The 20,471-nt window shown below is 70.9% G+C and carries 23 protein-coding genes, 1 tRNA gene and 1 riboswitch; of the genes, 11 read left to right on the top strand and 13 right to left on the bottom strand.

Going from position 1 to position 20,471, the window contains the following annotated elements:
* The first annotated feature begins 102 nt into the window (after nucleotides 1-102).
* The gene (locus IEZ13_RS17890; protein WP_183218808.1) at nucleotides 103-1,464 is read left to right on the top strand and encodes a gluzincin family metallopeptidase; all 1,362 of its coding nucleotides are present in this window, start codon (nucleotides 103-105) and stop codon (nucleotides 1,462-1,464) included.
* A 57-nt stretch (nucleotides 1,465-1,521) separates the two neighbouring features.
* On the opposite strand, the gene IEZ13_RS17885 is transcribed toward IEZ13_RS17890, so the two are convergent.
* Nucleotides 1,522-2,016 carry a GNAT family N-acetyltransferase gene (locus IEZ13_RS17885; protein ID WP_183218807.1) on the bottom strand — a complete coding sequence of 165 codons (495 nt, stop codon included), beginning with the start codon at nucleotides 2,014-2,016 and terminating at the stop codon, nucleotides 1,522-1,524.
* A gap of 236 nt (nucleotides 2,017-2,252) precedes the next feature.
* Nucleotides 2,253-2,426, top strand: a riboswitch (cyclic di-AMP (ydaO/yuaA leader).
* On the opposite strand from IEZ13_RS17885, the gene IEZ13_RS17880 reads away from it, so the two are divergent.
* The 4 genes from IEZ13_RS17880 (at nucleotide 2,425) to IEZ13_RS17865 (ending at nucleotide 4,848) form a co-directional block, all read left to right on the top strand.
* Complete coding sequence (locus tag IEZ13_RS17880) at nucleotides 2,425-2,961, top strand: LysM peptidoglycan-binding domain-containing protein (protein WP_183218806.1); 537 nt, start codon at nucleotides 2,425-2,427, stop codon at nucleotides 2,959-2,961. (Overlaps the previous riboswitch by 2 nt.)
* 62 nt (nucleotides 2,962-3,023) lie before the next feature.
* Nucleotides 3,024-3,341, top strand: a complete 318-nt coding sequence (locus IEZ13_RS17875; protein WP_183218805.1) for a hypothetical protein — start codon at nucleotides 3,024-3,026, stop codon at nucleotides 3,339-3,341.
* Between the two features lie 12 nt (nucleotides 3,342-3,353).
* A complete protein-coding gene (locus tag IEZ13_RS17870) occupies nucleotides 3,354-4,514 on the top strand; it encodes a DUF6745 domain-containing protein (RefSeq protein ID WP_183218804.1) in 1,161 nt (386 codons plus the stop codon).
* A 22-nt stretch (nucleotides 4,515-4,536) separates the two neighbouring features.
* Nucleotides 4,537-4,848 carry a transposase gene (locus IEZ13_RS17865; RefSeq protein WP_183218803.1) on the top strand — a complete coding sequence of 104 codons (312 nt, stop codon included), beginning with the start codon at nucleotides 4,537-4,539 and terminating at the stop codon, nucleotides 4,846-4,848.
* A 585-nt stretch (nucleotides 4,849-5,433) separates the two neighbouring features.
* On the opposite strand, the gene IEZ13_RS17860 is transcribed toward IEZ13_RS17865, so the two are convergent.
* The 5 genes from IEZ13_RS17860 to IEZ13_RS17840 are packed head-to-tail and all read right to left on the bottom strand — an operon-like array spanning nucleotide 5,434 to nucleotide 10,410.
* Nucleotides 5,434-6,291 carry an STM4011 family radical SAM protein gene (locus IEZ13_RS17860; RefSeq protein WP_183218802.1) on the bottom strand — a complete coding sequence of 286 codons (858 nt, stop codon included), beginning with the start codon at nucleotides 6,289-6,291 and terminating at the stop codon, nucleotides 5,434-5,436.
* Nucleotides 6,288-7,592, bottom strand: a complete 1,305-nt coding sequence (locus IEZ13_RS17855) for an STM4012 family radical SAM protein (protein ID WP_183218801.1) — start codon at nucleotides 7,590-7,592, stop codon at nucleotides 6,288-6,290. Before IEZ13_RS17855 ends, IEZ13_RS17860 begins: the two co-directional genes overlap by 4 nt.
* Nucleotides 7,589-8,386 (bottom strand): STM4013/SEN3800 family hydrolase, encoded by a 798-nt coding sequence (locus IEZ13_RS17850; RefSeq protein ID WP_183218800.1) that lies wholly within the window; start codon nucleotides 8,384-8,386, stop codon nucleotides 7,589-7,591. Before IEZ13_RS17850 ends, IEZ13_RS17855 begins: the two co-directional genes overlap by 4 nt.
* Complete coding sequence (locus IEZ13_RS17845) at nucleotides 8,374-9,489, bottom strand: STM4014 family protein (RefSeq protein WP_183218799.1); 1,116 nt, start codon at nucleotides 9,487-9,489, stop codon at nucleotides 8,374-8,376. Before IEZ13_RS17845 ends, IEZ13_RS17850 begins: the two co-directional genes overlap by 13 nt.
* The gene (locus IEZ13_RS17840) at nucleotides 9,490-10,410 is read right to left on the bottom strand and encodes an STM4015 family protein (RefSeq protein ID WP_183218798.1); all 921 of its coding nucleotides are present in this window, start codon (nucleotides 10,408-10,410) and stop codon (nucleotides 9,490-9,492) included.
* Nucleotides 10,411-10,534: 124 nt separating this feature from the next.
* Here IEZ13_RS17840 and IEZ13_RS17835 point away from each other — a divergent pair.
* The 6 genes from IEZ13_RS17835 to IEZ13_RS17810 all read left to right on the top strand — a co-directional run bounded on the left by IEZ13_RS17835 (nucleotide 10,535) and on the right by IEZ13_RS17810 (nucleotide 15,707).
* A tRNA-Sec gene (locus tag IEZ13_RS17835) sits at nucleotides 10,535-10,630 on the top strand.
* Nucleotides 10,631-10,657: 27 nt separating this feature from the next.
* The gene (gene selD, locus IEZ13_RS17830; protein WP_183218797.1) at nucleotides 10,658-11,671 is read left to right on the top strand and encodes a selenide, water dikinase SelD; all 1,014 of its coding nucleotides are present in this window, start codon (nucleotides 10,658-10,660) and stop codon (nucleotides 11,669-11,671) included.
* Entirely contained in the window at nucleotides 11,668-12,963 is a 1,296-nt protein-coding gene (selA, locus tag IEZ13_RS17825; protein ID WP_183218796.1) for an L-seryl-tRNA(Sec) selenium transferase, read from the top strand. Before selD ends, selA begins: the two co-directional genes overlap by 4 nt.
* On the top strand, nucleotides 12,954-14,735 hold the full coding sequence (gene selB, locus IEZ13_RS17820) for a selenocysteine-specific translation elongation factor (RefSeq protein WP_183218795.1): 1,782 nt from the start codon (nucleotides 12,954-12,956) through the stop codon (nucleotides 14,733-14,735). The genes selA and selB overlap by 10 nt, the downstream gene beginning before the upstream one ends.
* The gene (locus tag IEZ13_RS17815; RefSeq protein ID WP_183218794.1) at nucleotides 14,732-15,145 is read left to right on the top strand and encodes a rhodanese-like domain-containing protein; all 414 of its coding nucleotides are present in this window, start codon (nucleotides 14,732-14,734) and stop codon (nucleotides 15,143-15,145) included. The genes selB and IEZ13_RS17815 overlap by 4 nt, the downstream gene beginning before the upstream one ends.
* 25 nt (nucleotides 15,146-15,170) lie before the next feature.
* Nucleotides 15,171-15,707, top strand: coding sequence for a MauE/DoxX family redox-associated membrane protein (locus tag IEZ13_RS17810; RefSeq protein ID WP_183218793.1), 537 nt, complete (start codon nucleotides 15,171-15,173; stop codon nucleotides 15,705-15,707).
* A gap of 1 nt (nucleotide 15,708) precedes the next feature.
* Here IEZ13_RS17810 and IEZ13_RS17805 read toward each other — a convergent pair whose 3' ends face one another.
* The 7 genes from IEZ13_RS17805 to IEZ13_RS17775 all read right to left on the bottom strand — a co-directional run bounded on the left by IEZ13_RS17805 (nucleotide 15,709) and on the right by IEZ13_RS17775 (nucleotide 19,497).
* Complete coding sequence (locus IEZ13_RS17805; protein ID WP_183218792.1) at nucleotides 15,709-16,401, bottom strand: hypothetical protein; 693 nt, start codon at nucleotides 16,399-16,401, stop codon at nucleotides 15,709-15,711.
* A complete protein-coding gene (locus tag IEZ13_RS17800; protein ID WP_183218791.1) occupies nucleotides 16,398-16,916 on the bottom strand; it encodes a SigE family RNA polymerase sigma factor in 519 nt (172 codons plus the stop codon). The genes IEZ13_RS17805 and IEZ13_RS17800 overlap by 4 nt, the downstream gene beginning before the upstream one ends.
* Before the next feature lie 72 nt (nucleotides 16,917-16,988).
* Nucleotides 16,989-17,474: a hypothetical protein gene (locus tag IEZ13_RS17795; RefSeq protein WP_183218790.1), complete on the bottom strand. Its 486-nt coding sequence runs from the start codon at nucleotides 17,472-17,474 to the stop codon at nucleotides 16,989-16,991.
* 75 nt (nucleotides 17,475-17,549) lie between these two features.
* A complete protein-coding gene (locus IEZ13_RS17790) occupies nucleotides 17,550-17,702 on the bottom strand; it encodes a hypothetical protein (RefSeq protein ID WP_183218789.1) in 153 nt (50 codons plus the stop codon).
* Nucleotides 17,703-17,725: 23 nt separating this feature from the next.
* Nucleotides 17,726-18,274: a hypothetical protein gene (locus IEZ13_RS17785; protein ID WP_203833691.1), complete on the bottom strand. Its 549-nt coding sequence runs from the start codon at nucleotides 18,272-18,274 to the stop codon at nucleotides 17,726-17,728.
* A gap of 1 nt (nucleotide 18,275) precedes the next feature.
* Nucleotides 18,276-18,794, bottom strand: coding sequence for a hypothetical protein (locus tag IEZ13_RS17780; RefSeq protein WP_183218787.1), 519 nt, complete (start codon nucleotides 18,792-18,794; stop codon nucleotides 18,276-18,278).
* Nucleotides 18,795-18,798: 4 nt separating this feature from the next.
* Nucleotides 18,799-19,497, bottom strand: a complete 699-nt coding sequence (locus tag IEZ13_RS17775; RefSeq protein WP_183218786.1) for a hypothetical protein — start codon at nucleotides 19,495-19,497, stop codon at nucleotides 18,799-18,801.
* Nucleotides 19,498-20,471 lie beyond the last annotated feature (974 nt).

The following is a 20,471-nucleotide window of genomic DNA, read 5'->3' as shown; positions in this document are numbered from 1 at the left end:
TCTCTCGTCTTTTGGATGGTTCTTGGACAGGTACGTTGACTTACGCTCGACTGAGGAATCCGCTGTAGGTCCTCGGAAATTCAACGGCGGCCGGAGGCTCTCATGTCTTTGGAACTGGATCGCAGGCTCGCGGATGTCGGCACCCGATTCCGGATCTTTCCTCAACCCCGATTCCTGATGAAGGCGGACGGATCGGGGCCGCTCTTCGCGGAGCCCGAGCTGGTGATCGTCTCGATCGAGCCGGCCGCCATGCGGCCCGGACCGGGTGACGACCGGATGTTCGTGGTCGACGCGATCGGCAAACTGCCCTACAACAACTTCTTCCGGCCGCCGTTCCGCGGCACCAAGCGGGACCCGATCCAGCCGGACAGCGAAGGTCATTTCGATCATCTCGACCCGGCCACCCGGGAATTCTCGGCGGCCACCATGTACGCGACCGTTCGCCGGGTCCTCGACATCTGGGAGGACTACTTCGGGCGTACCATTCACTGGCATTTCGAGTCCGATTTCGATCGACTGGAACTGATCCCGTTGATCGAGTGGAACAATGCGCAGTCCGGGTACGGGTTCCTCGAATTCGGCTTCGGCCGGTCGCCGAACGGGACGATCGACCACACCCGGCCGTACTGTGAGAACTTCGACGTGCTGGCCCACGAACTGGGGCACAGCATCATCTTCGCCGAGGTCGGCGCGCCGGCCAGCAGGCAGGACGAGGGCATCGACTACGGCGGCATGCACGAGTCGGCCGGCGACCTGGTGGCGATCGTGTCGTCGCTGCACTTCCACTCGGTCGTCGACCATCTGCTCGAGTCGACGCGGGGCAACCTGCTCACCATCAACGGCCTGGACCGGGTGGGCGAGCTGTCCGACAGCCGGGAGATCCGGGTCGCGTTCAACGCCATGCGGATGTCCGACGTGGGCGACGAGCCGCACGAGCGGTCACTGCCGCTCACCGGGGCGATCTTCGACACCATGGTCGAGGTCTTCCAGCACGACCTGGTCGCCAAGAAGCTGATCACCGACGACCTGCGGATCCGGTCGACGAACCTGCCCGGCACGGCCCAGGACCTCGACGAGATCCAGGCCGAGTTCACGGCCGCCTACACCGGCAGCGAGGACGCCTTCAAGGAGTCGCTGCTGCGGGCCCGCGACTACCTGGGCCGGTTGCTCGCGGTCACCTGGAGCGCCATCTCAGCCGACTTCCTGACCTATCACGGCATCCTGCGGGCCATCCTCCAGGCCGACCGGGAGATCACCGGCGGCGAGAACGCGCAGATCATCCGGGAGTGCTTCGCCTGGCGGGAGATCGCCCCGGTCCCGACCTCGATGCTGCTGCGGCCGCACACGCTGGCGTCGTGCGGTTTCCAGGCGAACGACAGCGGTTCCGCCGCGGCGTCGCCCCGTGACCGCCTGCTCCCGGACCCGCGTCCCAACGGCTCCGCGACCACCTCCGCTCATCTCTGACGATCCGTACGCCGCGGGCACGCGCCCGCGGCGTACGGTCTCTCCCCGGTGGGGAAGTCAGGCGCCGCGGTACTCCCGGACGACGTCGTCGCCGTCGCGGCCGGTCTCGGCGAAACCGGCCCTGGCGGCGACCGCGGCCGACGCCACGTTGGCCGGGTCGTGCCGGATCGCCACCCGCTCGATGCCGGGCAGGGTGAGGGCGACCCGGGTGATCACTCGCACCGCGGCCGTCATGTGGCCACGGCCGGCGTACGGCGTACGCATCCAGTAGCCGATCTCCAGGACGTCCGGCCCCATCCGGGTCATCAGGCCGATCGAGCCGATCAACTCACCGACCGCGGTGAAGATCGCGTAGTTGAAGTTGTCGCCGTCGAAGTTGCGCCCGATGTAGTCCCGGGCCTGGTCGACGCCGTAGTTGTCGGTCGCGAACGGCAGCCACGGGCGCAGCTCGGGCAGTGACTCCTGGACGGCGGCCGCGAGTTCGGCGGCCCACTCCGGTTCCCAGCGCTTGAGGACCAGGTCACCGGCGTTGATCATCTCGGGTGGTTCCATGAGCGGACATTCTGCCCGGAGCGGGCGCCGGCTCGATGCGCAGGCCGGTGACCGGGTCCTGATGAGGCACGAAAAGCCGCTCTAAACAGGAATAACCCCTGTGTCGGGTATTTCTGGGCGAAAGCAAGATCAAATCGGGCGAATACTGAGAAGAACGTCACTATCCCCGGCGTGAGGCTTGGTATTCATCCATCGACCGTGGATACCGTCGGGCCGTCCCGCGTACGGCGGGCACTGTGGACGGACCGCCGAATCCTGCCGCCGCCCACGGACACGAATCGACGGCAGGAGCGGGGGACCCACTTTTTCCGGCGCGCCGCGCGCGCCTCGGGGTGAAGCCGTGCGTGAAACGGCCGGGCCACTCTGCCCGAACCCGACAGCTCACCTCGCAGGCGTGGAGGATCATCCATGTCTCGGATCGGTAGACGAACGCGCCTTGCCCTCGGTCTGGTGACCGCCGGGGTGACCGGAGCCGGCCTCCTGCTCGGCCCGGCGGCCCCGGCTCAGGCCGCGGCCCGCCAGGTCAACTGGGATGTCATCGCCAAGTGCGAGTCCGGCGGACGGTGGCACATCAACACCGGGAACGGGCACTACGGCGGCCTGCAGTTCAGCCGCAGCACGTGGAAGTCGAACGGCGGCGCCAAGTACGCGCCGACCGCCGACAGGGCCGCCAAGGCCGAGCAGATCGCGATCGCCGAGAAGCTCTACCGCAAGCGCGGGCTCAGCCCATGGCCGACCTGCGGAAAGAAGCCCGGCGTCTACAAGAAGACGTCGAGCGCGAAGAAGCCGAGCGGCAAGACCTATGTGGTCCGCTCCGGCGACACCCTCGCCTCGATCGCGCGCAAATTCAAGATCAAAGGCGGTTGGCGTACGCTCTACGCGCACAACCGGGACCGCATCTCCAGCCCCGGCCTGATCTTCGTGGGGCAACGAATCCGCCTCTGAAGAATGTCGTACCCCCTCGGTAGCGTCCCGCGTGACAGAGAAAGTGCTGCCGGGGAGGCCGGATGTTCCGTCAGGGCGATGTGCTGATCATCCCGGTGCCGCAGGCCGATGTCCCGGCCTGCGCACCGGTCCCACGCGATCGGCGAGGGCGGATGGTGCTGGCCCGAGGTGAGGCCACCGGCCACGCGCACGTGGTCGGTGGCCCGGGCCTGGTGCTGCTCGCCGACCTCGACGATCCGGAGCGGATGTTCCTGGAGGTGCCGGCGCACGGCCGGGTCACCCACGAGGAGCACGGTCCGATCCCGCTGCCCGCCGGGCACTACCGGGTGGTGCGCCAGCGGGAGTACATTCCTGGCGCCTTCCGGCCGGTCGCGGACTGAGGGGGGCGGGCTGTGCGACTGACACACACGCAGGAGTCGATGGCCGCGGCGATCGAGGACCAGTGGCTGGCCGCGGCGATGGAGACCGGTCCTGCCGACCGCGCGGCCGCTGAGGAGGGCGTCCGGGAGGCGTACCGTCTCGCCGGCGCCGAACCACCCGAGCGGATCTACTGGCTCGGTTCGCCCCGCGCGGCAGCGGCCGCCGCGGCCTTGCTCTCCGGCGCGGTCGAGCCGATCCCGGACGCCGCTCCGGGCAGGGAGGTTCCGGAGTGGTTCGCTGAGGCTCAGGGCGAGTTGCGCCGCCAAGGATGGGCGCCGGGAGAGCGCGCGGGCCGGTCGATGCGCGGCCTGGTGCGGACAGCGCCGTGGGCGGCCGCTCGGAAGGGCGCTCTCGCCGCACTCGGCGCCGAGGGCTGGGCCCAGCTGAGCGCGGCGGCCGGGCGCCGGTCCTGGCCCCTGGTGATGGACATGGTCGCGGGGCGGCTGCGGTCCCGGCTGGGTGAGGACCTGGCCGTCGAACTGCCCGGCGCCGGCCCGGCGGTGCTCGACGCCGTCTACGGGCAGCACGACGGGACGTGGTTGAGCACGTTCGAGGCGGCGGCCCGGGTGTGCCCCGGGGCAGACCTGATGACGGGCCTTGCCGGCCTCGCCCGGGTGGCCCGGCACAGTGGCTGGTGGTGGGCGTTCGAAGGGGCCGCCGTGCTCTCCGAGCGACCCGTCACCCTGGCCCGGGACAACGTCGGGCGGCTGCACCGCGGTGACGGCCCGGCCATGGAGTTCACCGACGGATACGGATTGTGGGCCTGGCGCGGCATGCCGATCCCGTCCGACCTGGCGGCCGAACTGCCGTCCCTGACCGTCGACCGGGTCCGCCGGGAGACGAACGCCGAGATCCGCCGCGTGATGCTGGAGCACTTCGGCTACGAGCGCTACCTGAGCGAGGCCGGCGCCACGCGAATGGGCTCCGACGAGACCGGCACACTGTGGCGGCTCGACCTGCCCGGCGACGAGCCCTTGGTGATGGTCGAGGTGATCAACTCAACCCCGGAGCCGGACGGCACGAGCCGCGTCTACTGGCTGCGGGTCCCACCCGTGACCCGCTCGGCCCGCGAGGGCGTGGCATGGACGTTCGGCCTGACCGAACAGGAGTACCAACCCCTGATCCAGACCTGACCCACGCCACAGCGCTCGCGTTGTGCCCGTCCGCCGAGCCCCTGCGGCGGCCCGGCTGCTTGAGATCCCTGGGATCGGCCCGGCCGCCGCTGCCACGATCATCGCCGAGGTCGGCGTGGACATGACCCATTTCCCGAGCCCGGCCCATCTGGCGGGCTGGGCCAGGTTCACCCCCGGTGCCAAGGAGTCCGCCGGCCGGCGCGGAGGAGCCCGCTTCCACGATCTCGGCGCCGACTTCTACCTCAGCCGTACCGACACCGAACGCCGCGAACGCAACCACATCCGTCAGCTCGAAGCCCTCGGCTACCGGGTCACCCTCGACCTCGCCGCGTAGTCACCCCTTCGATCGAAACCCATCCCACGCCGCTTCGCGGCGCGGGATGCTGCCGCGCGTCCGGACGCCGTCGATTTTCGAGTTGGATCGGTGGGACACCCCCGCATGTGCCTTCCGCTCGCTCCGGGTGGATGGTCGCGGTGGTGATTCGGAGGTGGGCGCACACGAAAGCCGTTACGTGGGTGGCCATCGCGGCGATAGGCCACGTAGGCGACCACGACACTGCATCCGTGTGCGCCCACCCTCGGGTCAGCGCGACCACCCACCCCAGGGTGACCGGCGCTACGGGCCGAGAGCGGGCAACCCGGTGCAGACCGCGACCACCCCCCTCGGGGTGACCGGCGGCAAGTGGCGGAAGTGGCGGTCGGGCTCGGCCTGCCCGGGCACCGATCTGCGCCCGGCGGGCGCGGCACAGGCCGGAGTAGGCAGCAGGATCGCGCCGACCAGACGGGACAAACCTGAAAAGGCGGGACGGGGACACGCGTACAAGAAGAAGGGAGCTGGAAGCGAAACGCGGACCTCGACCACGAATTTCTTTGGTGCGGTGTGGCCGTTCGGTGGCCTCGGTCGGGCCGGGAGCTGAGGTCAGGGGAGGGGCCACATCGCGGGGATGCGTTCGAGGAGGCCTTCGGTGTAGACGTCGCGCAGGTGCAGTGGCTTGAGGTGCACATAGCCGATGTGGCAGTCGCACAGGGCGTTGGTGCACGGGCGCGGTCGGAGGGCCGCGCGCCACGTGCCGTCGTAGAGGTTGCCGATCGGCTCCTGGATGAAGTGGCATCGGCGGACCGTGCCGTCACCGAGCACCGAGATGGCGGTCTCGCCGGCGTGACACGGCAGGCCGAGTGACGGGTGCGGGCGGACGCTGTCGCCGAAGCGGGGATCCAGCGCGGTCCAGCGCCGCTCCTCCTCGGTGGTGTAGACGTGGCCGTCGGCCGCGTTCACCCACAGGTAGACCGTGGACGGCAGCGCCGAGCGCAGCGCGACGGCCTCGTCGTAGTGGCCGGGGAGGCCGACGACGCCGACCGAGTAGCGGATGCCGAGCCGGTCGAGTTCCCGGCAGCGGGCCAGGAACCGTTCGCGGGTCACCTCGCCCGGGTGGTAGGTGGTCCACAGGGCGGCGACGCCGGGGTTCGCCGCGGCCAGCCAGCCGGTGCGGGCGGCCAGGTTCGTCTGGATCGCGACCCGGGCGACGTGCGGCAGGTGGGAGAGGCGCACGATGGCGTCCCGGTACCAGGACCGGGTGAGCCCCTCGCCCCACGGCGTGAACAGCACCGACAGCCGCCGGTCGGTGGTCGCCTCCACCCAGCCGGTGAAGCGCTCCAGGGCGGCCCGGTCGGCGCGCAACACGCCGGGCGGGTCGACGCGCTTGGCGAACGGGCAGTACGGACAGTCGTAGTTGCAGCTCGCCAGCGGCCCACGGTAGAGCACGTAGAGGTCGGTCATCGCAGAACGTAGGTCCCCATCGCTTCCCGGACGCCTGCCGACACCAGCCACGGTCCGATGGCGTCGGACCAGGCCAGGCCCTCGCCGGTGAGCTGCGTCCGGGCCGGGTTCAGCCAGCCCCGGTCCACCAGGTCGTCCAGTTGCGGGAAGTCGCCGGTGTGCGCCGTGCCGAACCGGGAGCGGTAGGCGGCGGCGTCCACCCCCTCGGCCCGCAGCAGCGACTTGAGCAGCCAGCGGCGCCGCTGTTCGACGGCGTCCAGGCGGAAGCCGATCTCGGCGTACCGGAAATCGGTCTGTGGTCTGGAAAGGTAGTCGTCGATGACCGCGCGGACCTCGGGGACGGCGACCGCGTAGTCGAACGAGTAGTGCAGCTCCGTCGTGTAGGAGCGCGCCCCGCAGCCCAGCCCGATCATGCCGTCGTCTTGGCAGCAGTAGTCGGGGCCGTCCGGGACGGGCGCGCCGGCCCGGCGGAACTGGCGCATCGAATGCCGCACGTAGCCGGCGGCGGTCAGCACCTCGACCGCCTGCCGGTACAGCTCCTGGCGCTGGCGGTCCCAGTGGGCTCGGGCGTGGGCGCGCCGGCCCAGTCCGGTCAGCGGGCGCACGTAGAGCGGGTACAGGTACAGCTCCTCGGGCCGCCAGCGCAGCGCCTCGTCGAGTGAGTGCTGCCAGGTGGCCGCGGTCTGCCCGTCGATGCCGTAGATCAGGTCGATGTTGAGCACCGGGATCCGCGCCTCCCGGATCGCCGTCAGCGCCGCCCGCACCTCGGCGAGGCGCTGTGGCCGGCCGGCGGCGCGGGCCTCGGTGTCGAGGAAGCTCTGCACGCCGATGCTGATCCGGGTGGTGCCGTGTTCGGCGAGGACGGCGAGCCGGTCGGGGGTGGCGGTGGCCGGGGACGTCTCCACCGACAGCGGGACCGCGGTCGTGCCGAAGGCGTCGCCGACGATGCCGAACAGTTCCGACAGTTCCGGGGCGGTCAGATAGGTGGGGGTGCCGCCGCCGATCGCCAGCCGGGAGAACACGGCGTCGGGGGAGAGGCTGTCGCGGACCGCGGCCGCCTGCCGGCGAAGCTGCGCCAGATACGCGGTGACCTGCTCGTCCGGCGGGTTGGCGCGGGTGAACAGGTTGCAGAAGCCGCAGCGCATCTCGCAGAACGGCAGATGCACGTATCCGAACAGGGAGTCCTGCCGCTCACCCGACCACACGTCGCTCAGCAGCGGCCGCGGGTCGAGTCTCCGGTACGCGGTCTTGTGCGGGTACGCGTACAGATACCCCTGATACGGCGAATCGTCGAGGCTCACGATGGCTCCAGGATGAAGTCGGCGTACGGCACCGTCCACACCGTCTCGTGCGCGACCCGGTGACCGACGTGACCGTCCTCGCCGTAGAGCGTGCCGTGATCCGAGCAGATGATCACCAAGCATGGTCGCTCACGCCCGCTGACCAGCCCGAACAGCCGGTCGAGGCGACCGTCCACATACTCCAGGGCGGCCGCGTGGGTCGCCACCGAGTCGCTGCCGGCGCCCTGGACGTAGTGCTTGTTCGGCTGGTGCATCGCGGCGACGTTGAGAAAGGTGAACAGCGGCCGGCCGGCGGGCAGTCCCGCGATGATCGATTCCAGCCGGTCGAGCTGGGCGCCGAGACAGTCCGGTGCGGTCACCCCGAAGGCGCTCTCCCAGTGCGACTCGGCGAACATGCCCGGCAGCACCCGGCCCAGCGGCGCGGCCGGATTGAAGAACCCCACCCCACCCAGACAGACCGTGTGATATCCGGCGGCGGCCAGCCCGGCCGGAAGATCGGGGGCGTCGAACACGAACGTCCGCGGCCCGCTGGTCTCGCTGCCACCGAACCGGGCCGCGAACAGCCGCTCGTGCGGCCCCGGCGTCACCGGCGTCGGCAGGAAACCCGCGAAGAAGGCGTGATGCGCCGCATAGGTGAAGCTCGCCGGACTGTGCCGCCGCTCCCACACGCCGCCGGGCAGCACCTTCGCCAACCGGGGGGTGCGCCCGTCGGCCAGGCACCGCTGCGCCACATCGAACCGCAACGTGTCCAACGTGACGAACAGAAGGTCATGGGTGCCGATCAGCTCACGCACGAAGCGTCCGCCCACCCGTCGAGGAGGGCGGCGACCTGCGCGTCATACGTGTCCTGGCCGTCCGCGAGCACGCCGGGCAGCAGATCGCCGAACGCGTTCACCTCAGCCACCGCATGATCACGCCAACCCACCCGGAACATCAGATCAACACCGACATGCAGGGTACGGGGAAAGCACGCCGCCACCCGCACGCACGTCTCCATCGCGGCCGCCCACGATCGTTCACCGGCGGCGGCCCGCACCGCCCCGACATCGCCGCGGGCGTTGCCGAGATGCAGGTTCGTCATCGGGGACCGGCTCGTCCGCACCACCACGTGCCGTGGCCGACCGGCGATCACCACGACCCGCAGGTCGAGCACCCGGTCACCGAGGGACGCCTTGGGGAACCACTGCTCGACGTGCAGCCCGTCCGGCGCCAGCAGGTCGACGATCGTGCGGATGGAGGATTCGTCGTCATAACGGCGTACCCCCAGGTTGTTGAAGAGGGACCCACCGCTCAGCTCGACCGAGGTGACGGCCGTGACCCGCCGCCCGGCCGCGGCGAAGGCGATCACCCCGGAGGCGGAGGAGCCGTGGGCGGGTTTCACGAAGACCCGCCCCCACCCGGCCGCCCGCATCGCGGCCCGCAGCGCTTCGTAACCGTGCACCGGCGCGGAGGCCGCGGCATTCGGGGCCGCCGCCGGGGAGAGAGCGAGCGCGGGCGGAACCGGAACCCCGGCGGCCGACAACAGCGCGTGGCAGCGGCGCTTGTCCGTCATGGTCAGGATGTCCGCGGGATCGCTGAGCGGCAGCCCGCCACCGTCGGCGATGCGGGCGAGGGCCAGCCCCAGCCCGGCGAAGGCCGCGCCCATGCCCAGGATCTCGCCGTGCCGGGCCGTCGTGGCCGGGCGGCCCGAGCCGAGAGTGCGGAGCAGACGGTCCACCTCGGCGTCCTCGCCCGGCGAGTCGATCCGGACCAGCGTGCCGGGGCCGGGAACGTGACCGGCGGGCAGCACCTCGCGCCACGGATGGATCGCCGGCGCGGGCAGCCCGGCCCGCCGCACCGCGGCGGTGAACAGGGCGACCCGGCGGTTGGACGGGTTACCGACGAGGGCGAGCGGCATCTACTCCGCCACCGCGGTGTACCGGCCCCAGCGCTCCTCCTTCTGCGGGTCGGAGACGTCGACCGTCACGCCGGGCAGGTCGTCGACCACCCGCTGGGCCATCTCCGGCGACATGAAGTGGTGGTGCAGGTCCAGCGACTCCAGGTGGGTGAGCGGCTGCCCGGCCAGCAGGCTCGCGGCGCCCGCGTCACCGAGGACGCCGAGGGACAGGTCGACGCTGGTGAGCCGGGAGACCACCGGCGCGGCGGCGACCGCGGCGGCCAGCTCCTCGGCGATCTCCGCGTTGCGCAGGCCCAGGTGGGTGAGCGCGGGCAGGGAACGGCCGGCCAGGATCGGCTCGAGATCCTCGGCGCGGGCGTCGCCGCCGTAGTTGGCCACCCCGAGCCACAGCTCCAGGTGGGTGAGGCTCGGCAGGTCGCTGGCGCCGATCGCCCGGATCACGGAGGCGGGCAGACCGCCGGACTGGAAGACCAGCGCACGCAGGCTCTCGTGACGCACCGGGCTCAGCTCGAGGCCGTCGGCGCCGCGCAGTTGCAGCCGCTCCAGCGCCGGGAACGCGGTGAGCAGCGGGGTGATGTCACTGTGGTGGATCCACGAGATCTCGCACTGCTCATAGCTCATCTCGCCGATGAACAGCGCGCGCAGGCCGGTGAGCCGGGCCGCGTTGTCGAGCAGCACCCGGATGGGGAAGGCCGTGTCGTAGGCGCACCCCCACTCGCCGATGATCAGCGCGGTCGGGCCGGCTGGGCCGCTGCGCGCCAGCATCCGCTCGAAGGCCGCGGCGAACTCCTCCTCGGAGGCCTCGAAGTCCTCCATCTCGATCCGCCAGGCCACGGCGGCCGGGTCGGCCGGATCGGGGTCGTCCTCGGACTGCACGACGGGAAGATCCGCGAACGTCGTCACGAACTCGTGAATGGTCACGGCGCAGAACTTAGCAGCGACCACCGACACTTTTCGAAACCCTCGCACCCGTTACCAGGAGAAAGCACACCGCGGGCACCAGCCCTCCAGCCTGGAGGGGGTGGTCTAAGATCCATCCAGGTATGGAGGCGTTTGAGTTCCTGGTGGTCTCCCCCGCCTTCAAAGCGGGTGGGCCTGGCTCAGCCCGGCCGGCGGGTTCGATTCCTGTCCGCCTCCGCCATAAGACGTCTACGGGGGGAAACGTCGGATGGATCTGGTCGAGGATTCGTTGCGCCTGACCCAGTTCGCTCGCGGTGGCGGTTGTGCCTGCAAGATTCCGCCGGGTGAGCTGGAGTCCGCGCTCGGCGGGGTCTTCGACGCCGGCCCGGTGCCGTCGCCGTGGGAACTGCTCGTCGGCCTGGAGTCCGGCGACGACGCGGCGGCCGTCCGGCTCGACGGCGACACCGCGATCATCGCGACCACCGACTTCTTCACCCCGGTGGTCGACGACCCGTACGACTGGGGCCGCATCGCCGCCGCGAACGCCCTGTCCGACGTGTACGCGATGGGCGGCGACCCGGTCCTCGCGGTGAACCTGCTGGCCTGGCCGCGTGACCTGCTGCCGATGGCGGTCGCCTCCGAGGTGCTGCGCGGCGGGTACGCCATCGCCCGCGAGGCCGGGTGCCATCTGGCCGGCGGGCACAGTGTCGACGACGCCGAGCCGAAGTACGGGCTGGCGGTCACCGGGATCGGCGACGCCCGCCGTCTGCTGCGAAACGACGCGGGTCGGCCCGGTGTCCCGCTGAGCCTGACCAAGCCGCTGGGTGTCGGCGTGCTCAACTCCCGCCACAAGGCGACCGGCGAGGTGTTCGCGCAGGCGGTCGCCGCGATGACCACCTTGAACCGGGCGGCGTCCAAGGCCGCCCTGGCGGCGGGCGTGGTCTGCGCCACCGACGTGACCGGCTTCGGTCTGCTCGGCCACCTGCACAAACTCGCCCGTGCGAGCGGGGTGACGGCGGTCGTCGACGCGGCCGCGGTGCCCTATCTCGACGGTGCCCGCGAGGCGGCGCGCGACGGTTTCGTCAGCGGCGGGTCGCGCCGCAACCTCGACTGGGTGCACCCGCACACCAGCTTCGGCCAGCACGTCACCGAACTGGAGCGGCTGCTGCTCGCCGACGCGCAGACCTCCGGCGGCCTGCTGGTCGCCGGCGAGATCCCGGGCGGCACGGTGATCGGTGAGCTGATCGCCTTCGACGGCGAGCACACGCTGGTGGTGCGATGAGCGGCGATCCGCGCCGCGCCATCGCCCGCACCGACCTCCTGCTCGCCGACCCGCTGCTGGCCGACGCCCACCGGCAGGTCGGCCCGGTCCTGGTGAAACAGGCTGTCCGTGACGCCCAGCAACTGGCCCGGGCCGGCCGCATCGAACCCGCCGCGGTCCTGTACACCGCGCTCGCCGCGCTTCCGGTCACCCCGACCAGGCTGCGACGGGTCATCAACGCGACCGGCGTGGTGCTGCACACCAACCTCGGCCGGGCCCCGCTGTCGGCGGCGGCCGTCGAGGCGGTCACCGCCGCCGCCGGCTATGTCGACGTCGAGTACGACGTGGCCACCGGCGCCCGCGCCCGCCGCGGTCGCAGCACCCTGGAGGCGTTGCGCGCCGCCGTCCCGGACGCTGGTGACGTGCACGTGGTCAACAACGGGGCGGCCGCGCTCGTCTTGGCGGCCACCGCCCTGGCGGCCGGCCGGGAGATCGTCGTGGCCCGGTCCGAGATGGTGGAGATCGGTGACGGCTTCCGCCTGCACGAGCTGCTGGCCGGCGCCGGTGCGCGGCTGCGTGAGGTCGGCGCCGCCAACCGCGTACACCTGCGCGATTACGCCGACGCGGTCGGCCCGGACACCGGTTTCATTCTCAAGGTCCACCCGTCGAACTATCGGATCGAAGGCTTCACCTCCAGCGTCGGCGTCGCCGAACTGGCCGGGCTGGGTGTGCCGGTCGTCGCCGACATCGGCTCCGGCCTGCTGCGGCCCGAACCCCTGCTGCCCGACGAGCCCGACGCCGCGACCTGGCTGCGGGACGGCGCCACGATCGTCACCGCCAGCGGCGACAAGCTGCTCGGCGGCCCGCAGGCCGGACTGCTGCTCGGCGACCGCGACATGATCGAGACGCTGCGCCGCCACCCGATCGCCCGTGCCCTGCGCGTCGACAAGCTGACCCTCGCCGCGCTGGAGGCGACCCTGCGCCGGCCGGTCACTCCCACCGCTACGGCCCTGCACGCCGACCCGGTCGAGCTGCGCGAACGCGCCGGGAAACTGGCTGCCCGGCTGGTGGCATCCGGTATCGCGGCGACGGTGACGGCCAGCGACGGTGTGGTCGGCGGCGGCTCGGCGCCAGGCCTGACGTTGCCCGGATGGGCCGTGCGGCTCCCGGCCGAACTGGCCGCGCCGCTGCGTCGCGGCATGCCGTGCGTGGTCGGCCGGGTCCGCGACGGCCACCTGCTGCTGGACCTGCGCTGCGTCCCGTCGGCCGACGACGAGACCCTCGTCGAGGCTGTGGAGCACGCGTGTTCGTGATCGCGACCGCCGGGCACGTCGACCACGGCAAGTCGACGCTGGTGCGTGCCCTCACCGGGATGGAACCCGACCGGTGGGCAGAGGAACGCCGCCGCGGCATGACCATCGACCTCGGCTTCGCGTGGACGAGCCTCGCCGACGACGAGATGACCGCCTTCGTCGACGTGCCGGGCCATCAGCGGTTCGTGACGAACATGCTCGCCGGGGTCGGCCCGGTCACCGCCGTGATGTTCGTCGTCGCCGCCGATGAGGGCTGGCGGCAACAGTCGGCGGAGCACCTGGCGGCGTTGCACGCGCTCGACGTACGCCACGGGGTTCTCGCCGTCACCCGCAGCGACCTGGCCGATCCCGGCCCGGCGATCGCGCAGGCCCGCGAGCGGCTGGACGGCACCGGCCTGGCCGGGATCCCGGCGGTCGCGGTCTCGGCCGTGACCGGTCAGGGCCTTGCGGCGCTGCGGGACACGCTGCGGGATCTCACCCGCGCGCTTCCCGCACCGGCGCCGGGACCGGCGCGACTGTGGGTGGACCGGTCGTTCAGCGTACGGGGCAGCGGCACCGTGGTGACCGGGACCCTGGCGTCCGGGACCGTGACGGTCGGCGACGACCTGCTGCTCTACCCGTCCGGCCGTACCGTGCAGGTCCGCGGCTTGCAAAGCCTCAAAACCGACGTCGACCGGGCGGGCGCGGTCTCCCGGCTCGCGGTCAACCTGCGCGGGCTGAAAACCGACGAGGTACGCCGGGGCCACGCTCTGGTCCAGCCGGGCGCCTTCGCCCCGGTCACATCCATGGACGTGCGCCTGGTTCGGGCCGCCGACCGGCTGCCCGCCCAGCTGACGCTGCACCTGGGGTCGGCGGCGGTGGCCGTACGCGTGCGGATGCTCGGCCCGTCTGCCGCCCGCCTCACGCCGGCGACGCCGTTGCCGTTGCACGTCGGCGAGCGGGGCCTGCTCCGTGATCCGGGCGCCCGGCACGTCGTCGCCGGGTTCGTCGTCCTCGACACCATGCCGCCCGGACTGCACGCCCGCGGCGACGCCCGGCGGCGGGCCACCGCTCTGGCCGGGATGCGTGACCGTCCGACGGTCGCCGAGGAGGTGGGCCGCCGCGGCGCGGTCCGGCGCGAGGCGCTGGTCATGGCCGGTGTCCTGGCCCCGGGGGACGCCGACCCGGACGGGGTGGTCACCGCCGGCGGGTGGCTGGTCGACCCGGTCGTGTGGAAGCAATGGACGGCCGCACTGCACCGGGTCGTCGACGAGTGGGCGGCGGCGAACCCGTTGTCTCCCGGCATCGCCCCCGACGCTGCGGCTCGCCGGGCCGGGATCACCGATGCGCGGCTGGTCGGCGCCCTGGCCGCCGAGGCGGGGCTGGTGCTGGATGTCAGTGGCGTACACGGCCGGGACACCGGGATCCGCTTCCCGGCGCCGATTCGCCGCGCGCTGGACGAGATCTGTGCCGGGTTGCGTGACGCCCCGTTCGCCGCGCCCGGCGCCGAGGATCTCGCCCGGCTCGGCCTGTCCCGGCGGCATCTGGCCGCCGCCGTCACCGCGGGCGTTCTGATCCGGATCACTGACGGCGTCTACCTGCTGCCCGGCGCGCCCGCCGAGGCGCTGCGGCGGGTCGCCGCGCTACCGCAGCCGTTCACGGTCAGCCAGGCCCGCGCGGCATGGGACACCAGCCGACGGGTGGCGGTGCCGCTGCTGGAGCACCTCGACCGGCAGGGCGCCACCCGCAGGCTCGACACCGCCCGCCGCATTCTGACGAAGGAATCTCGATGACCAGCACCCCGGCTCGCGGCGTTCAGGCGCTTCTCGATGAGGCCCGCGTGGGCGTACGACGGTTGCTGCCGCATGAGGTGCTCGCGGCGGCCGAAGCGGGCGCGTTGTTGATCGACACGCGCACCGATGTCCAACGGCGGGAGCAGGGCGACCTTCCCGGCGCCCTGGTGATCGACCGTACCGTCCTGGAGTGGCGGCTCGACCCGGCGTCCCCGCACCGGATTCCCGAGGCCATCGGCTACGACATTGCGGTGATCGTGGTCTGCCGGCACGGTTACAGCTCGAGCCTGGCGGCGGCGAGTCTGCGCGCGGTGGGCCTGCACCGGGCCACCGACATGGTCGGCGGGGTGCAGGCGTGGCGGGAGGCCGGCCTTCCGATGTGGACCGGTCCCGCCGACGTACGCCGCTGACACCGTCCGGAACGGAGAAGATCGAATGCATCAGCAGATCGCCACGGCGATAGCGGTGGGTGGCGCGCTGCTGCTGTTGGCCGCAGGCGTCGGGCATCTACGCCGGCGGGCGCATCTCGCGGCGGTGCTGGCGGCACAGCGCATGGTTCCGCGGTGGTCGCACCGGCCGTTGGCCGCGGTGGTCGCCGTCGTCGAGGTCGCCGCCGGTGCCGGCGCCGTTGCCGGGTGGCTGACGGCAAGCTGGCCGTTGATGACTCCGGCGTCGGCGATGTACGCGGCATTCGGTGTCTACACCACGGTCCTGCGCATCCGGCGACCTGGAACGCCCTGCGGCTGCTTCGACGGCGACAGCGCCGTCTCCTGGAGCGTGGTGGTGCGGGCCTGGATGTTCTGTGGCGCCGTGATCGTGGCGGCGTCTGCGCCGGATGCGGACGCCGCCGTGACGGATCGGATGGTCGTCGGATGCGCGGCGATACTGGTCGCCCTGATCAGCTGGCTCGCACCTCAGCTTGCTGGTGTGGGCAGGCCGGTCCGGACCGGAGGCGCCGGCTCGCGCCGGTGAATCAGCGCCCCGGGGCCGTTGCGACAGCTACGTCCTTGATGAGGGCGAGCCGAGCAGTGGCGTCGGCGCCGGTTGCAGCCAGGTCCCAGCGGCGGCCCGCCGGGGTGTTCATCGTGAAATAGGTCGTCTGTGCGCTGTCATCCACCGTCAGCAGAGCCTTTGCGCCGCCGAGGGAACCGAACCAGTCCTGAGGTTCGGGGTCCCCGGGCAGGCCAGGGCGGTCCTGGGCGTCTACGACGACGGTGAGCCGGGTCTCGGCGTCCTGCTTGCCCGGCACCGAGAGTGAGGCCCGGTCGCCGGTGCTGGGCAGCGCGGCGGCCGGCGGCTGCGCGGCTCCCGCCGTGTTCAACAACTCGGCCTCGGCGGGGAGGCCGCGCACCACGGCCTCGCCGATCTGCACGCTGTCCGCCCGGATCCGCAGTGGTACCAGAGCCGGCGTTGCCGGTGCGGATGAGATCGACAGTGCGGGGCCGGCCGGCTGGAGATCTGCGGGTCCCGGGCCGGAGGCGTTGAGCATGCTGATTCCGGCGGTGGCCCCCAGCGCTACCGCGCAGACGGCTGCCGCGGCGGTGCCGGCGGTCCGGCGCGCCCGGCGCCGACGCGCTGTCGTGGTGAGCCGGTCGGCGTCGACCGGCAGGTCGTAGGGGCCGTCGCGGAACTCGGCGGCCAGCAGTTCTTCCAGTTTCTCCGTCATGGCGTCTCCTGAAGGTCCGCTGCCCGGTCGACCGACCGCAGCTCATCGATCCGAAGGTTGCGGCGCAGACTCTGCAGAGCGCGACGCCGCAGGGAACGGATGGTGGCGGGCCGGCGGTGCAGCAGACTGGCGATCTCCTCGTCCTCGGCCTCATCGAGGAAGCCGAGAACGAGAACCGTCCGTTGCAGCGGCGGCAGCGTGGCCAACGCCCGGCGCAGCTCATCGCGATGTTCCACCCCGGCCAGGGCTGCGTCCGTGGCGGCCAGAGTCTCACTGACCGCCACGGACGGTCGCCGCCGACGCCACCAGCTGACATTCGTCCGGGCCATGATGGTCTTGACGTAGCCGACCGGGTTGCCGTCTCGCCTGATTCGTGACCATGCGCCCATGGCTTTCACCAGGGAGTCCTGCAGCAGGTCCTCGGCTGCGTGCCGATCGCCGGCGAGCACGTAGGCGTAGCGAGCCAGACCGGGCAGCGCCTGCCGCACGAACTCGTCGAACGTCGTGTCCGTCATGTCACCTCCGTTTTCCTGCCAACTAGTACGCCGGAGCCGGAGCGCCTGTTGCAGGCGCCGGAGGAAAATTTCTCAGATCACCGCGGCGAAGATCCCCCCGGCGAACGCCATGACCAGAATGGCCTTGATCCACCGCTCGTAGAGGGAGAACTCCAGGTCCCACGAGTTGTCGTCGCTGAACCGCAGGTTGGACGTCGTCATGAGGGAACGGCCCAGCCCGAAGCCCAGGCCCGCGACCAGTGCGGCGCCCGGTGACGCGAGCAGGGCGACGGCCGGCAGCAGAACGTACGGCAATCCGCTGGTGACGTAGGTGCGCAGGCCGGTGCCCATCTCAAGCCCGAACTGCAACGGACCGAAGAACCGTCCATGACGGAACACCGTCACGGGCACCAGACGGGCATTCTGCGGCAGCCCGAACGACAGCAGCCCGAACTCCCGCACGGTGATGACGGCGAACCAGCACACCAGCAGCACGACCCACACGCCCGACGGTGCCGCCAGACGCAGAAGGGAGCCGACCACGAGGGCACCGAGCGCGGTGACCAGCGCACCGAGCACCTGCCCCAGACAGAAGGAGAATTGTGGATAACCTCGCCCGACCGGCGAGTTCAGCACGAAGGCCGAGTTGCGGCTTCAAGTGGAGCCGCTGACGGCGAAGCCGCCCGCCGCGCCCGCGACCAGCCACCCGATGAGCGCGGCCACGGAAACGGCGCCGATGTGCAGCAGAACGCCACCGGTCGCCGCGGCACCGATCAGTGCCGCGGCGACAAGCGGGTGCCACAGCACGCGCCGTGGAGTACCGACCGTCATCAGGCCCGAGCGCGGCAGATCGTCAGGTACGTGCGCGTCGATCCGCCGCCGGACACGCGGGTGTTGCCGTCCGAGCAGCGCCACACCTTGGTGCCGGTCTTCCACTTCCACGCGTTCTTGGTGGTGCTCGAACCGCACGCGGTGGAGATCGGCGTGTACGTGTAGAGGATCGGGGCGTCGCGCTCGGTGCCCTTCTTGTGCCACCCCGACGAGCAGTACATGCTGCCCATGAAGTCACCGCCGAAGCAGGCCGCCGGCTCGTTCACGTACGAGCCGCCGGTGTCCTTCTCCTCGCTGTAGCCGCTGGGGTAGGCATCGCTGCAGTCGGTCCGGTCCCAGCCCTTGAGCCCGTTGGGACCGTTCTCCGCCCGGGCCGCCCGCTGACCCCCCAGCGGCGACCAGCTCAGCGCGGTGGCGCCCAGGGTCAGGCTGGAGAAGGCGACACCGCGCAGGACCGTACGGCGCCGGCTGGACGCCTTGCCCAGTCCGGTCAGAGCCAGGGTCGGCTCGGTGCCGACCGAGGTCTCGGCGTCGGGGATCTGTTCCATGTCAAGCGGCATTGGCCCGCCCATTCTTCTCGGATTGACTCAACAGGCCCCACGACTGGAGGACCGGAGTGACGTCACGTTCGTTGGCCGGCAGGTGCAGGCGCCGTACTCGGCCCTGCCCGTCCACCTGCAACAGGATCGGCGTGCTCAGATGAGCGATCGCCGACCATGCGCGTTCGTCCCGTACGACCGGGAGACCACCGGTGAGTCCGTTCCACTGCTTCTCGGGCTCGAAGGTCAGCAGGACCGCTGCCGCACTGTCCGGTCCGGACATCACGGACCCGACCCGCTGAACCACGGCGATGCACAACGGGCAGCCACTGTCGACGGCCAGGACCAGGCCTCCCCGGCCACCGGCCACGCTGGCGGGCAGCTCGATGTCGACCCGCTCGCCGGTAGCCGCCGCGGCATCGATCTGAGCCCGCAGCATCCGGACCTCGCGCAGCACCGCGCCGAGGCCGAGGAACAGAATGATCATCGCGGCCCAGGTCAGAAGCAACAGGGCCCACAACGGACTCACCGAGCTACCGTCCGGACCACTCGACGTTGATGCCGTCGAGCCAGCCGAGCAGTTCCGAGTCCGGCACGTCCTCCAGCGCATCCAGGTGAACCTCGGCCACGGCCTTGGAGAAGCCCATGGTGAAGGCGAAGTTCTCCACGCCGGTAGCCGTCGCCTCGACGCCCGGTAGCCGGGACCGCCAGACCTCTCCGGACGCGGTCTTGGCGCCGCGTGCCTTCGGCAGCAGGTCACGACCCCGGTCGCGGGACGGGACGTTGACCGAACCCCGGTTCTCGATCGTGGCGAGCACATGCTCGCTGGCGACGCTCAGCAGCGTCGACTTCTTCGGGACGACGCGCATGCCCTCCGGCTGGTCGTCGATGTCGAGCACGGAGAACAGGCCGGTCAGATTGACGTCGGTGGGCGCGGGCCCGGAGAAGACCGTCATCAGCTCGTGGTGCTTGCCCAGCAGCGACACGATGGTGGAGCTTCCGTCGTCGGCCTCCGAGATGACCACCTCCCGGTTGCCGACCACCAGCCGCTTCTTCACCGAAGCAGCCACGAAGTACGTGGTGGCGAACTCGTGGTTGCCCCGCGTGCCGATCTGGAAGCCGCGCCCGTAGTTGCCGCCGACGAACCGCACCCCGGCGATCCGATCGGCCAGACTGGACCCGTCGGTCCACTGCACACGGACCCAGGCGCCGCTCGGCGCTCGGGTGTCCAAAGTTGTTAACGCCATTAATAAACCCCCCGGTGTTTGATGGCACGGGGGCATGCCGAGCCAATGTGGAATCGACAAGCGGACCCCCCGTGGCTCCGCAGCCTGCCACACTTGATCAATGGCTCGCTACCCGGCGGGGCGCCGAGACGACCGTCTGGAGGCGCGTCCCGTCAATGTGGAGCCGGCGCTGCGTGAAACGGCGCACAGTGGCTAGGCCCGGATCGAGGGGGATTCCGTGCCATTCGCACACGAGTGAACAGGCTGGGACACGGCCGCCCAGAGTTGCCATGTTCGTGCACGACATCGGTCTGATTGGACCCGTTGGCAGCCGGTCTGGGCAGGGCGGTTGTGCGCCTCGAGCTCCCGCGGCCCCTCATGTGTCGGTTGGTGGCCGGTTGCCGGCGCGAGGTCGAAGCGGGATCAGATGCGATGCATGGTGACGCAAAGTCGCCTTTGGTAATGTCGTATCTCAATGGATTTTGCGTAATCCTCTTGCAATCACAGAATTTGCTAATTCGCAAGCCAGGAATAGCTCGTGAGATTCCGCTTCCGGGTCAATGTAATCGACTCTGTCGGCTCGTTCTTGCTGATCAAATCGTTTCGGTGGAGTATTCCGTATTGCATGGGCGGTTGCCGCTACTCACCAAGGCGGCGACGGCTGGGAAGTCCTGGCGGATCCGAGACCAGCTGGACACCCTCCGGAATCGCGCCCTGAGCGGCTACCGCGAGGTCGCCGAACAACCGTCCACCGACGTTCCATCGAATGAGGGGAATCTGCCGTAGTGGTCCAGCGGCGGATCGCCATCGCAGCACCGGTCGAACACGCGTTCACCGCGTTCGAGCCAAGGCCGGCGCCCACATTTCCGGTACGCGGTAGCGTCCGGCCCGTCGGCGGCGGCCATGTCCCAGGAACAGTGGTGGGCCGACCGCCCGACGCGGGACGGGCTCGACGTCTACCTCGCCGCGTGCCTCGACAT

Source organism: Actinoplanes campanulatus (assembly GCF_014647795.1).
Lineage (GTDB): Bacteria > Actinomycetota > Actinomycetes > Mycobacteriales > Micromonosporaceae > Actinoplanes > Actinoplanes campanulatus.
This window is presented reverse-complemented; position numbering and strand designations above follow the sequence as displayed.